This window comes from Enterobacter sp. EC_50 (assembly GCF_019584525.1).
In the GTDB taxonomy this organism is placed as follows: domain Bacteria; phylum Pseudomonadota; class Gammaproteobacteria; order Enterobacterales; family Enterobacteriaceae; genus Enterobacter; species Enterobacter roggenkampii.
In genome coordinates this window covers 16471-29669 of the sequence record NZ_VDAF01000026.1, presented here as the reverse complement: position 1 = coordinate 29669, position 13199 = coordinate 16471, and the positions used below count along the sequence as shown (strand labels likewise).

Below are 13199 nucleotides of genomic sequence, written 5' to 3'. Positions count from 1 at the left end.
GATCAACTATGAAAAAGAGTTTCGCGCTGTTCACCCTGCTGGCAGCCTCATTCACCGGTTTCGCCCATGCTGACGACGCCGCTATCAAACAGTCGCTCGCTAAGCTTGGCGTCACCGGCAGCGATATTCAGCCAGCACCGGTCGCCGGGATGAAAACGGTACTGACCAACAGCGGCGTGCTGTACGTCACCGAAGACGGCAAACACATTATTCAGGGGCCGATGTACGACGTGAGCGGCGCGCAGCCGGTCAACGTGACCAACCAGCTGCTGATGAAAAACCTGAACGCGCTCGAGAAAGAGATGATCGTCTATAAGGCGGCGCAGGAAAAACACGTTATTACCGTCTTCACCGATATCACCTGCGGCTACTGCCACAAGCTGCATGAAGAGATGAAAGACTACAACGCGCTGGGTATTACCGTGCGTTACCTGGCTTTCCCGCGCGCGGGCGTGCAGAGCCAGCCGGAGCAGGATATGAAGGCGATCTGGTGTGCAAAAGACCGCAACAAAGCGTTTGACGACGCGATGAACGGCAAAGGCGTTAAGCCGGCCTCCTGCGACATTGATATCGCTAACCACTACGCGCTGGGCGTGCAGTTTGGCGTGAGCGGTACGCCAGCGATTGTCCTGAGCAACGGGTACGTCGTTCCGGGCTATCAGGGACCAAAAGAGATGAAAGAGTTCCTCGACGCGCACCAGAAACAGGTTAGTGGTAAATAATCCGCGTGAAAGCCCCGATAAAATTGCGCCGCCGCGAGGCGGTTGAACCGATTGATTTGCCGGACGATCTCCCGCCGCTGCTGAAGCGCCTCTACGCCAGCCGCGGCGTGCGTCGTGCTGAGGATCTTGAACGTAGCGTAAAAGGGATGCTGCCCTGGCAGCAGCTGAACGGCATCGAAAAAGCCACTGAAATGCTCTACAACGCCCTGCGTGAGAACACGCGTATTGTGGTAGTAGGGGATTTCGATGCCGACGGCGCAACCAGCACCGCGCTGAGCGTGCTCAGCCTGCGCGCGCTGGGCTGCGATAACGTCACGTATCTGGTGCCGAACCGTTTTGAGGACGGCTACGGACTCAGCCCGGAAGTGGTCGATCAGGCCCACGCCCGCGGTGCGCAGATGATCATGACCGTCGATAACGGGATCTCTTCCCATGCGGGGGTCGATCATGCCCACGCGCTGGGGATCCCGGTGCTGGTTACCGATCACCATCTCCCCGGTGAAACGCTGCCTGCCGCCGACGCGATTATTAACCCCAATCTGCGCGACTGTGATTTTCCGTCGAAATCCCTCGCGGGCGTAGGCGTGGCGTTTTATCTGATGCTGGCGCTGCGTACCCTGTTACGCGACAAGGGCTGGTTCGACTCCCGCGGTATTGCCGCACCGAACCTGGCCGAATATCTCGATCTGGTGGCGCTGGGTACCGTCGCTGACGTGGTGCCGCTCGATACCAATAACCGTATTTTGACCTGGCAGGGCTTGAGCCGTATCCGGGCGGGCAAGTGCCGTCCGGGGATCAAGGCGCTGCTGGAAATTGCCAACCGCGACCCGCTCAAGCTGGCGGCAAGCGATTTGGGCTTTGCGCTCGGGCCGCGCCTGAACGCGGCCGGAAGACTGGACGATATGTCCGTTGGCGTCGCGCTGCTGCTGTGCGACAACCTCGGTGAGGCGCGCGTGCTGGCCAACGAGCTGGACGCCCTGAACCAGACCCGTAAAGAGATTGAGCAGGGAATGCAGGCCGAAGCGCTGACCCTGTGCGAAAAACTGGAGCGCAGCGGCGACACGCTGCCGGGCGGCCTGGCGATGTACCATCCCGAGTGGCATCAGGGCGTGGTCGGCATTCTGGCGTCGCGCATTAAAGAGCGCTTCCACCGCCCGGTGATTGCGTTCGCCCCCGCGGGCGACGGCACGCTGAAAGGCTCTGGCCGCTCGATTCAGGGTCTGCACATGCGCGACGCGCTGGAGCGTCTCGATACGCTGTATCCGGGCCTGATGATCAAGTTCGGCGGCCATGCGATGGCGGCAGGCCTGTCGCTGGAAGAGGCGAAATTCGACGAGTTTCAGCGCCTGTTCGGCGAGCTGGTCACCGACTGGATTGACCCGGCCCTGCTGCAGGGGGAAGTGGTGTCCGACGGCGAGCTCTCACCGCTTGAGATGACGATGGACGTGGCGCAAATGCTCCGCGATGCCGGTCCATGGGGGCAGATGTTCCCGGAGCCGCTGTTCGATGGCCGTTTCCGCCTGCTGCAGCAGCGCATCGTCGGCGAACGTCATCTGAAGGTGATGGTTGAGCCGGTCGGCGGCGGCCCGCTGCTGGACGGCATTGCCTTTAACGTTGACACGGCGGTATGGCCGGACAACGGCGTGCGCGAGGTCGAGCTGGCGTACAAACTGGACATCAACGAGTTTCGCGGCAACCGCACCCTTCAGATCATCATCGACAATATCTGGCCAATTTAGCGGCAGTAATCTCTATAAAAAAGGGCGTGGATTCGGTACAATCCCGCTCTTATCACCGCATTTTGACAAGTCCATAAAAGAAAACAGACCATGTTTGAAATTAATCCGGTAAAAAACCGTATTCAGGACCTCACGGAGCGCTCTGACGTTCTTAGGGGGTATCTTTGACTACGATGCCAAGAAAGAGCGTCTTGAAGAAGTAAACGCCGAGCTGGAACAGCCGGACGTCTGGAACGAACCTGAACGCGCACAGGCGCTGGGTAAAGAGCGTTCCTCTCTCGAAGCTATCGTAGATACGCTGGATCAAATGGCCCAGGGGCTGGAAGATGTTTCCGGTTTGCTGGAGCTGGCCGTCGAAGCCGACGACGAAGAGACCTTTAACGAAGCCGTGGCAGAACTCGACGTGCTGGAAGAGAAGCTGGCGCAGCTTGAATTCCGTCGCATGTTCTCCGGCGAATACGACAGCGCTGACTGCTATCTTGATATTCAGGCAGGTTCTGGTGGTACCGAAGCGCAGGACTGGGCCAGCATGCTGATGCGTATGTATCTGCGCTGGGCCGAAGCGCGCGGCTTCAAAACCGAAATTATCGAAGAGTCTGAAGGTGAAGTGGCCGGTATTAAATCCGTCACCATCAAGATCATCGGTGATTACGCCTACGGCTGGCTGCGCACTGAAACCGGCGTTCACCGCCTGGTGCGTAAGAGCCCGTTTGACTCCGGCGGCCGTCGTCATACCTCCTTCAGCTCCGCGTTCGTTTACCCGGAAGTTGATGAAGATATCGATATCGAAATTAACCCGGCGGACCTGCGTATCGACGTGTATCGCGCATCCGGCGCGGGTGGTCAGCACGTTAACCGTACGGAATCGGCGGTGCGTATTACCCACATTCCAACCGGGCTGGTCACGCAATGCCAGAATGACCGTTCCCAGCATAAGAACAAAGACCAGGCCATGAAGCAGATGAAAGCGAAGCTTTATGAGCTGGAGATGCAGAAGAAAAATGCTGAGAAACAGGCGATGGAAGACAACAAGTCTGACATCGGCTGGGGCAGCCAGATCCGTTCTTACGTCCTTGATGACTCCCGCATCAAAGACCTGCGTACCGGGGTTGAAACCCGCAACACGCAGGCGGTGCTGGACGGCAGCCTGGACCAATTTATCGAAGCAAGTTTGAAAGCAGGGTTATGAGGAACCAACATGTCTGAACAACAAGCACAGGGCGCTGACGCGGTAGTCGATCTTAACAACGAACTGAAAACCCGCCGCGAGAAGCTGGCAGCGCTGCGCGAGCAGGGCGTGCCGTTCCCGAACGATTTTCGTCGTGACCACACCTCAGACCAACTGCACGCTGACTTCGATGCTAAAGAGAACGAAGAGCTGGAAGCGCTGAACGTTGAAGTGGCCGTTGCAGGCCGCATGATGACCCGTCGTATCATGGGTAAAGCCTCCTTCGTGACCCTGCAGGACGTTGGCGGCCGCATTCAGCTGTACGTTTCCCGTGACGATCTTCCGGAAGGCATCTACAACGAGCAGTTCAAGAAGTGGGACCTGGGCGATATCCTGGGCGCGAAAGGTAAACTGTTCAAAACCAAGACCGGTGAACTTTCTATCCACTGCACCGAGCTGCGTCTGCTGACCAAAGCCCTGCGCCCGCTGCCGGACAAATTCCACGGCCTGCAGGATCAGGAAGCGCGCTATCGTCAGCGCTACCTGGATCTCATCTCTAACGATGAATCCCGCAAGACCTTTAAAATTCGCTCCCAGATCATGGCCGGTATCCGCCAGTTCATGGTCAACCGCGACTTTATGGAAGTGGAAACCCCGATGATGCAGGTGATCCCTGGCGGCGCGTCTGCGCGTCCGTTCATCACCCATCACAACGCCCTGGACCTGGACATGTACCTGCGTATCGCGCCGGAACTGTACCTGAAGCGTCTGGTGGTTGGTGGTTTTGACCGCGTGTTCGAGATCAACCGTAACTTCCGTAACGAAGGGATCTCCGTTCGTCATAACCCAGAGTTCACCATGATGGAACTCTACATGGCGTATGCGGATTACAAAGATCTGATCGAGCTGACCGAATCTCTGTTCCGTACCCTTGCGCAGGATATTCTGGGCACCACGCAGGTCCCTTACGGTGAAGAAGTCTTCGACTTCGGCAAGCCGTTCGAAAAACTGACCATGCGCGAAGCGATCAAGAAGTACCGTCCGGAAACCAACATGGCGGATCTGGATAACTTCGATTCTGCGAAAGCGATCGCGGAAAGCATCGGTATCAAGGTTGAGAAGAGCTGGGGTCTGGGCCGTATCGTGACAGAGATCTTCGAAGAAGTGGCCGAAGCGCACCTGATTCAGCCGACCTTCATCACCGAATACCCGGCGGAAGTCTCTCCTCTGGCGCGTCGTAATGACCAGAACCCGGAAATCACTGACCGCTTCGAATTCTTCATCGGCGGCCGTGAAATCGGTAACGGCTTCAGCGAGCTGAACGATGCGGAAGACCAGGCTCAGCGTTTCCAGGACCAGGTTGACGCGAAAGCGGCAGGCGACGACGAAGCGATGTTCTTCGACGAAGACTACGTGACCGCGCTGGAACACGGTCTGCCACCAACGGCGGGTCTGGGGATTGGTATCGACCGTATGGTGATGCTGTTCACCAACAGCCACACCATCCGTGACGTGATCCTGTTCCCGGCGATGCGCCCGGTCAAGTAAGACGTTAAGATGTAAAAAAAGCCCCGAAAGGGGCTTTTTTATTGCGCCGCGAAGGCTATGAGTTTTTCGCGGGCGGTCGTCGCTTCCATGACCATCCACGGGCTAAAGGCCCAGGGCGTCGCGTCCAGCGCGCGGAATAGCGCATCAAGCTCAACCCACTGATAGTCCATCACTTCATCTTCGTTTATTGTCACGTCATTGGTAATGCGTGCCGCGAATACCGGGCAAATTTCGTTTTCCACGATCCCGGACGGGTCGGTTTCCCGATAGCGAAATTCAGGGGCGACGGCGGTGATATCGGTCAGTTCTGCGCCCACTTCGAAGCGGCAGCGGCGGATTATCGCCTGGACTGTCTCTTCACCCGACTGCGGGTGGCCGCACACGGAGTTGGTCCAGACGCCGGGCCAGGCTTTTTTGCTTAAGGCGCGTCGGGTGATCAGACATTCGCCTTTTGCGTTAAAAAGCCAGGAAGAGAACGCCAGATGCAGCGGGGTATGTAACGTGTGCGCGGCATATTTTTCCTGAGTGCCAATCACCATTCCCTGGTCGTTTACCAAAATAACGTGTTCTTGAATACTCATTGATGCTCCAGTGCCAAATTGCCGAGTGGTTCAGCACCATCAGCCGAAGCATTATACTGCATTCTTATACGAACGGTTTGGCTCGTAGAGCGGAAAAGGGAATGACCCCTGTTCGTTTTGGCTGTTATCATAGTGCGCCATTCACGCTGACCGAGGATCTGTTTTGTTTGCAGGAAGCCTGACGAGAAAACCCCTTACCGCTATTTTTTGCCTGACGCTGACGCTATTACTGGTGGGCTGTTCAGGGAGCAAATCTTCGGATACGGGAAGCTATTCCGGTTCGGTCTACACCGTCAAACGCGGGGACACCCTGTACCGGATTTCGCGTGCAACGGGGACCAGCGTGAAGGATCTGGCGCGGATGAATAACCTTTCTCCGCCCTACACCATCGAGGTGGGGCAGCAGCTGAAGGTTAGCGGCGGATCGTCCTCGGGTAAAAAGTTCTCTTCGAAAGGCAAAACCGCCAAAGTGACGCCGTCCTATCAGGTGCCACAATCGTCATGGCCGCCGGTTGGACAGCGCTGCTGGATTTGGCCTGCCAGCGGTAAAGTGGTCGCCCCTTACTCACTCTCTGAAGGTGGCAACAAGGGTATTGATATCGCCGCTGCGCGCGGTACGCCGGTTTATGCCTCCGGAGCCGGGAAGGTGGTTTACGTGGGTAACCAGCTGCGCGGCTACGGTAACCTGATCATGATTAAGCATGGCGAAGACTACATCACGGCCTATGCGCACAACGATACGATGCTGGTCAACAACGGGCAGAATGTCAAAGCCGGGCAGAAGATTGCCACCATGGGCAGTACCGGTACGGATTCAGTGAAGCTGCACTTCCAGATTCGCTATAAGGCGACGGCCATCGATCCGCAGCGTTATCTTCCTGCGCCCGGCAGCAAACCGAAGTGCTAAGTGATTATTTAATCGCCGGTTAGTTGTGAAGAGGCTTGTATGAAGGTGCGTAAGGTCTATAATGCCTTACGCACCTCAAAGCGGGCGTAGTTCAATGGTAGAACGAGAGCTTCCCAAGCTCTATACGAGGGTTCGATTCCCTTCGCCCGCTCCAGATTTTCTTGATGTTATCCTCCTCTGTCTATTTTTTTACCAGCCTATCCTTTTCCATCCAGGTATCGTCATGCTGTTGTTTGATCGCTTCAACGAAGTTATCACCCATGCCTCCATATTCAGCACTGAGTTATCAGGTGTCATCAGAATTTGCAGCACGATGAATGCAACGGATAATTTAATCTACGCTGCTAGCTCATGTTTATATCTAACTATTGGAAGGGGTGGTTAAAATTTTTTGAAAGAAGAAACAATCAGGCAATAATAAAAAATTCCGATATGACGCTCTTCGTCATAACGGTTTTTTTAAACTTAACGCAAATATTACTACCAATTATAGTAGCCCTCTTTTTGAGACTATTCCCTATTGCGCCAGAGCTGGCATATTGAGGAAAACAAAAACTATTATCCTTTAATATGCGCTATTACAGCAAAGCCGTCTTTTTTTGCTCGTTTTATTTTTGTTCTCTGAGCCATGCAGCCCCCCTTACTCCTGCTGACCGGGACACAGTGCGTCAGCAGCAGGAGGAACTGTTATTAAAGAGCCAGCAACAGCGTGAGGAGCTGGAGCGGAGTATTCCTCGCCCTGCGCCCGCCAGACCGCTGCCTGTTTCCGGCTCCGGACCCTGTTTCACCATTCATACCATTACTCTTTCCGGTGCGACCTTAATCTCCCCAAAAACCCGGCAAACTCTTGTCGCGCAGGCCGGTAACGATCTCTCCCTGTCAGGTACGGATATCCGTGCCGGTAAATCGGTCTCACTCAGTGGCGAAAATGACCTCATGGGGGTGAGCCGGGATACCCGCGACGGTGAAAACCACAGCAGCAGCGCCCAGTATGGTGTGACGGCATCTGCTGGCGGCTGGGCTGTTGAGGCTGCTAAAGCCGCAGAGACGGCTGCCCGCAGCGCAGGGCGCTATGTCGGACTCGTCGCTCGTCAAGGCTAAAGTGTCTTTAACGGCGGAGACGTCCTCTCAGGACAGTCGTTACAACAGTACCGACACGCAGGGCACCACCATTAATGCCGGTGAGAATGTCTCTGTCCGTGCCGGAAATGACATTGCCGGTATGGGGGTACAGATCGCGGGTAAACACGTGGCGCTGGATGCGGGGCGCGATATTCTGTTGTCTGCCTCCCAGAACACAACCCTCTCTGAGAGTAAAAACAGCGTTAGCCAGTTCAGCGTTGGTGTCGGTGTGAGCCTGATTGGTGCACAAAACGGCATCTCGGTGGAGCTGGGAGCGTCACAGTATAAGGGTAAGGAAAACAGCCAGTCACAGCGCAATACGAACAGCGTTGTCCATGCTGATGAACAGCTTACGGTGAACAGCGGACGCGATCTCACCATCAGCAGCGTGCAGGATACAGCCAGTTATGACAGCAAGCAGTCTTCGTCAGGCGCGTCCCTCAGTCTGTGCATACCGCCACTGTGTTATGGTGCCTTTTCCGGTAGCGTCAGTGCATCGGTGAGAATATCACCCAGAATGGTAAGAGCGTCGCTGAACAGAGCGGGATATTCGCAGGCAAGGGCGGCTTTGCCGTCACCACCGGAAATCATACCCAGCTTGACGGCGCGGTGATTGCATCCACGGCGTCTGCAGATAAAAATAGCCTCGACACCGGTACGCTGGGTTTCAGTAATCTCCACAACGAGAGCCAGACCAGCGGCAACGGCTACACGGTGGCGCTTTCCGGCAGCGCGGGCGGCAGCGGAAACGGTGAAAACCGCAACCTGGCACCGGCCATCGGTACAGGCCAGTCAGAAGAGAGCCATACCGGGACGACCTCATCAGCGGTGAGTGGCGGTAGCATTGTCATTCGCAACCCGGCGGGACAGAAACAGGATATTGCTGACCTGAACCGTGATACGGCTGACGCCCACCACGGCGTGGACGTGAACGGTGATGTGCAGAAGGTCAGGGATAACCTGGCGGTCCAGAGCGAAGGCGCGGCGCTGGCCACCTCTGCGCTGGATGCTTACGGCAAGTATGCGGAGCAGAAAGCGCGGGAATCCAATGCGGTGCTGGGCGCGAAGCTGGCGTCAGAAGGAAAACTGCAGGGCGATACGCCGCAGGAGCAGGAAGCGTTCCTGAAGACGCAGCCCGGATATCAGAATACCGAGTACGGTCCGGGGAGTGCCTTCTGGACTAAGGGCAGCGCAGCGGCGGGATTACTGGCAGGTGCGCTTGGCGGTAACCTGAAGGCAGGTGCGGCAGCGGGGGCGGCCCCTCTGCTGGCGACCCTGGTCAAGGAGCAGAAAGATCCGACAGCCCGTGCCGCGCTGCACGGTATTGTGGCTGCGGCGCTGACGCAGCTGAGTGGCGGGAGCAGTGCGGATGGCCTGAAGGCTGGTGCCATAGGGGCCATTACGGCCTCGGCGATGACTGACCATCTGGTCAGCGCGCTGTATGGAGATAAAAAATCCAGTGACCTGACGGCAGAGGAGAAACGGCTGGTCAGTAGCCTCGTGAGTATCGCAGGTGGTCTGGCGGGCGCAGCAGTGACGGATGGCAGTGTCTCCATGGCGGCGACGGCGTCGGAAACGGCGAAGGTGGAGGTTGAGAATAACACGCTGAGTCCTGGCCATGATGAGGAAGAGCTTGAGAAAGAGCACGGCGACCGCCTCCCAAAAGTCTACAACATTGCCAGGCCTGGGGTGTTGTTTGACGAAGATGGTAAGCCGCTTCCTGGAACTGCTGGTCTTGGGATTGGGGCTGTTCCGATTGGTGGTAAATCTAAAGATACTCAGATTTGGACAGAAACCAAGAAAGCAAAACCTGTGGGTAATGCCTATGGACACTGGACAAAACATGGGAAAGAATTTCCTGAGTATCAGAATGCTAAGCAATATGTTGATGCTGCCCATAATTTTATGACAACCCCACCGCAAGGTACCTTAACTAAAACTCGCCCTAACGGAGACACGCTGTATTACAATCCTGCGACTAATGTCTTTGCTTCAAAAGATATAAATGGTGTACCGCGTACAATGTTTAAACCAGAGAAAGGTCTCGAATATTGGAAAAAACAATGATGAATAATGGCTCTTATCCTTGTCCATGCTGTGGAAATAAAACAATTGATGAGCTGGGTTGTTATGAAATTTGCCCTGTATGTGGGTGGGAAGATGACCCTGTACAATCGGCTGATCCAGATTTTTCTGGCGGGGCAAACTCTTCGAATTTAAATGAGGCGAAACGAGCATTTAACAAACAGTAACTGATAAAACGATCCCAGCTCAATGGCTGGGATCGTTTTATCAGCCTTTAACCCCTTGAAACGCTTAACAGCGAAAAAAGTTGCAGCAGCAGATGTACCTTAGCAAAAACACCCTGTAAGTCACTGACTGAACAGGGAAAAATGTGTTGTTCCTGCCGGAATGCACAGGAAAGAGTTGTTGTTGAGAATAACACGCTGAACAGCGCAATGTGTGCACAGGAGCCGTGGGCATGCAGAAATCCATTGCTGGAAGGTGGTGGGTTTGGGCCAGGAGGCGGGACTGCTGCCGCCACTGGTGCAGGTGTAGCAATCGGTGAAGCGCTGACTAATGATAAAGAACAGCCAAATACTGGCGCAAATTGGACGGATGAAGAAAAGGCAGAACTGGGGGGAGCGGGATCAGGCACGCCGGGGGGCTGGGAGCCGCAGGATGAGGAGAATGCTCGGAATAACAGGGCTTCTACTGCCCCATCAAAAGATCGCCTTAATGAGGCCGCTTCAGCATCTAACAGAAATGGATTGACTGATGCCGGACGAGCACTACAAAAGCATGGCGGAAGAGAAGGTTCCGCATATTCTTATTCCAGTCAAAAAGCGTCAGTTCTTAATCAGGAAGCTCAGAATATAGCTAACGAAATATTAAACAATCCAAATACTAAGATTGAATCCCGAGTGTTTTTTGAAAATAAACAAAGGATTACTGTTGTTGAAGCTACAGCTCCTGATGGACGAGCATTACGATTTAATTCTGATGGTTCAAGATTAATTGGCTTCCGTGAACCACCAACTAAATAGAGGTCTCATATGTTGGAATATAGCGTAGGTAGTTCAGTTGATCGGGAAGATCTTTATGCTGAATTGTCTTTTAATCGAGTCCAGTGGGGTGAAATCTCACTATCAGAAGACAGGAAATCAGTGAATATTATTATTTATCCAGATGAAAGTAATATTCTTGAATTTCAATGCGATGAGTTTTTACAGCTTATAGAGAAGGCAAAGTCTCATCTTCTTCGCCTTGAACCACTGTCTAAATGACACAGATCCCGGCCACTGTGCCGGGATCGTTTAATCAGCCGTTAAGTTTACCCCCAATGCGGCGCTGGGCGCGAAGCTGGCGTCAGAAGGAAAACTGCAGGGCGATACGCCGCAGGAGCAGGAAGCGTTCCTGAAGACGCAGCCCGGATATCAGAATACCGAGTACGGTCCGGGGAGTGCCTTCTGGACTAAGGGCAGTGCAGCGGCGGGCTTACTGGCAGGCGCGCTTGGCGGTAACCTGAAGGCAGGCGCGGCAGCGGGGGCGGCCCCTCTTCTGGCGACCCTGGTCAAGGAGCAGAAAGATCCGACAGCCCGTGCCGCGCTGCACGGTATTGTGGCTGCGGCGCTGACGCAGCTGAGTGGCGGGAGCAGTGCTGCTGGCCTGAAGGCCGGTGCCATGGGTGCCATTACGGCCTCGGCGATGACCGACCATCTGGTCAGCGCGCTGTATGGCGATAAAAAATCCAGTGACCTGGCAGCAGAGGAGAAACGGCTGGTCAGTAGCCTCGTGAGTATCGCAGGTGGTCTGGCGGGCGCAGCAGTGACGGATGGTAGTGTCTCCATGGCGGCGACGGCGTCGGAAACGGCGAAGGTGGAGGTTGAGAATAACTCGCTGGGTGTCGTTATACAGGGCGGTAAACTGGCTGCACAGGGATGTCTGAAAATTTCTGCTTGCCGTGATCGCCTGGTTGCCAGTGGTCTGGGTGCTTTACTGGGCATTGGTGCATCCACATCAGCAATGGATACATTGTCACAAGATGAGCAGTTGCATCTGATCTATGTGGCCTCGCTCAATGATCCTTCCCAGCTCAGTCAGTTAAATGATGCTCAGAAAGCGGCCTATGAGTCCCTGACAGGTAAGACGATCACCAGTACTGGTGGTACGCAGGTCATCAACCCGGGACCATCAAACACTGGTGGAGACCAGACTGTAACTGGAAATGTGCCCTCCAACACAGGGAAGAATAGTGTAGCAACCGGAGGGATAAATCATACTGGTAATACCAACGGTGATGGAGCGTCAAACAATAATGGCTGGACGACAACTACGCCGGTTCCGGATTCTCCTTCACTGGATGATCTTTTCTATCAGAACGAGAAGATCCCCGGTCTTGAAAATGTTCGCCCTGAAAATCCCGGTTATCCAGCCAATCAGAGTGTTATTGAAAAAATGAACGAACCTAAGTTTATTGCCTGGATAGGCAATACAGATTGTACGGATTGCTCAGATATCGCACCTAAACTTCTCGATGCAGCTGGCGGGCACGGGAAAATTATTGAAGCAAGGCCGACGACTCCGTACAACTTAAATGTGTATGAAAATGGAAAAATTGTACATGAACAAGCATTTCATCAGGTTTATACCGATGGTCAGTATGTTTACGATCCAAGAGTGTCCTTAAAACCAATTCCTAAAGGAGATTGGGAAAAACATATCAAATCTATAAATCAGGGAAGTGTTACGATCTCTGATAAATTACAGGGGTTAAAATAATGTTTCCGATAGGTAAGAAAGAAACAATCTTGTTGGACTTCATTGGTTCTCTTGGAAAACTGGAGTGGTTACATTATCAGAGCCGTATTGAAGATGAATGGATAAATGACCATTTTGAAAAAATTGATCGCTCTAAGTATCCTCCTTATACCAGTTTTCGTTTTGAAAAAGAGGTTCCAGAAGTTATCGCCTTACTGGAAGATGCGATTCAATCATATAAAGGTAAAGTTGAGTGGTGTATGACCCATCATCCGAAAGAGTATGGTACTGGTGTTAATCATCGTATTTTGCCTACATTTGTTAAGAATCTCAGAGTCAGTGAAGGTATGGAAGATGTTAACGAGTATATTGAAAACCATTATCCTGATTTTGGCCCAATCGCCTATGAAGATCTTGTTGGACTGACGGAGCATGTTCAATTAATTTTCAAAAATGCTGGATATGATGCATAAATTTTCTTTATATGCTCTGTAATAACATTTTGATATGGAGCCTTAACCCGTTATGCGTAGGGATGGAAAGAAGGGGCAGGTAAATATTTAAGTCGGAATGCATTAACAATAATAACTAGCGCCACCAATCCTGGCATCTGCCCATTTCTTTGTTTTGTAAACCCGGTAAGCGAATCGC

The 13199-nt window shown here is 53.7% G+C and carries 13 protein-coding genes and 1 tRNA gene; 13 read left to right on the top strand and 1 reads right to left on the bottom strand.

Translation table 11 applies throughout. The features are described 5' to 3' along the window. The first annotated feature begins 8 nt into the window (after nucleotides 1–8). The 4 genes from dsbC (at nucleotide 9) to lysS (ending at nucleotide 5177) form a co-directional block, all read left to right on the top strand. Complete coding sequence (gene dsbC, locus FHC48_RS19150; protein WP_008499708.1) at nucleotides 9–722, top strand: bifunctional protein-disulfide isomerase/oxidoreductase DsbC; 714 nt, start codon at nucleotides 9–11, stop codon at nucleotides 720–722. Nucleotides 723–727: 5 nt separating this feature from the next. Beyond that, complete coding sequence (recJ, locus tag FHC48_RS19145; protein ID WP_008499707.1) at nucleotides 728–2461, top strand: single-stranded-DNA-specific exonuclease RecJ; 1734 nt, start codon at nucleotides 728–730, stop codon at nucleotides 2459–2461. A 90-nt stretch (nucleotides 2462–2551) separates the two neighbouring features. Continuing rightward, nucleotides 2552–3650 (top strand): peptide chain release factor 2 gene (gene prfB / locus FHC48_RS19140; RefSeq protein ID WP_095908218.1). Its coding sequence is split into 2 segments (ribosomal slippage): nucleotides 2552–2626 and nucleotides 2628–3650, totalling 1098 coding nucleotides; the frame shifts between segments, so codons are not numbered across the junction. A gap of 9 nt (nucleotides 3651–3659) precedes the next feature. Next, nucleotides 3660–5177 carry a lysine--tRNA ligase gene (lysS, locus tag FHC48_RS19135; protein ID WP_021242046.1) on the top strand — a complete coding sequence of 506 codons (1518 nt, stop codon included), beginning with the start codon at nucleotides 3660–3662 and terminating at the stop codon, nucleotides 5175–5177. A 38-nt stretch (nucleotides 5178–5215) separates the two neighbouring features. Here lysS and idi read toward each other — a convergent pair whose 3' ends face one another. Next, complete coding sequence (gene idi / locus FHC48_RS19130; RefSeq protein WP_008499704.1) at nucleotides 5216–5758, bottom strand: isopentenyl-diphosphate Delta-isomerase; 543 nt, start codon at nucleotides 5756–5758, stop codon at nucleotides 5216–5218. Nucleotides 5759–5921: 163 nt separating this feature from the next. Between idi and actS the strand changes: the two genes are divergently transcribed. The 9 genes from actS (at nucleotide 5922) to FHC48_RS19085 (ending at nucleotide 13021) form a co-directional block, all read left to right on the top strand. Next, nucleotides 5922–6665, top strand: coding sequence for an amidase activator ActS (gene actS / locus FHC48_RS19125; protein ID WP_059364533.1), 744 nt, complete (start codon nucleotides 5922–5924; stop codon nucleotides 6663–6665). Nucleotides 6666–6745: 80 nt separating this feature from the next. Then, nucleotides 6746–6819, top strand: a tRNA-Gly gene (locus FHC48_RS19120). 509 nt (nucleotides 6820–7328) lie between these two features. Then, nucleotides 7329–7766 (top strand): hemagglutinin repeat-containing protein, encoded by a 438-nt coding sequence (locus FHC48_RS19115; RefSeq protein ID WP_059364535.1) that lies wholly within the window; start codon nucleotides 7329–7331, stop codon nucleotides 7764–7766. After that, nucleotides 7738–8400 carry a hemagglutinin repeat-containing protein gene (locus tag FHC48_RS19110; RefSeq protein WP_023294499.1) on the top strand — a complete coding sequence of 221 codons (663 nt, stop codon included), beginning with the start codon at nucleotides 7738–7740 and terminating at the stop codon, nucleotides 8398–8400. Before FHC48_RS19115 ends, FHC48_RS19110 begins: the two co-directional genes overlap by 29 nt. Beyond that, entirely contained in the window at nucleotides 8397–9854 is a 1458-nt protein-coding gene (locus FHC48_RS19105; protein WP_059364537.1) for a VENN motif pre-toxin domain-containing protein, read from the top strand. Before FHC48_RS19110 ends, FHC48_RS19105 begins: the two co-directional genes overlap by 4 nt. After that, complete coding sequence (locus FHC48_RS19100; protein ID WP_369879017.1) at nucleotides 9851–10039, top strand: CPCC family cysteine-rich protein; 189 nt, start codon at nucleotides 9851–9853, stop codon at nucleotides 10037–10039. The genes FHC48_RS19105 and FHC48_RS19100 overlap by 4 nt, the downstream gene beginning before the upstream one ends. A 243-nt stretch (nucleotides 10040–10282) precedes the next feature. Next, on the top strand, nucleotides 10283–10834 hold the full coding sequence (locus FHC48_RS19095; RefSeq protein ID WP_185949880.1) for a hypothetical protein: 552 nt from the start codon (nucleotides 10283–10285) through the stop codon (nucleotides 10832–10834). A gap of 574 nt (nucleotides 10835–11408) precedes the next feature. Further along, entirely contained in the window at nucleotides 11409–12569 is a 1161-nt protein-coding gene (locus tag FHC48_RS19090) for a VENN motif pre-toxin domain-containing protein (RefSeq protein ID WP_227028230.1), read from the top strand. Continuing rightward, nucleotides 12569–13021 (top strand): hypothetical protein, encoded by a 453-nt coding sequence (locus FHC48_RS19085; protein WP_045353466.1) that lies wholly within the window; start codon nucleotides 12569–12571, stop codon nucleotides 13019–13021. Before FHC48_RS19090 ends, FHC48_RS19085 begins: the two co-directional genes overlap by 1 nt. The last annotated feature ends 178 nt before the right edge of the window (nucleotides 13022–13199 follow it).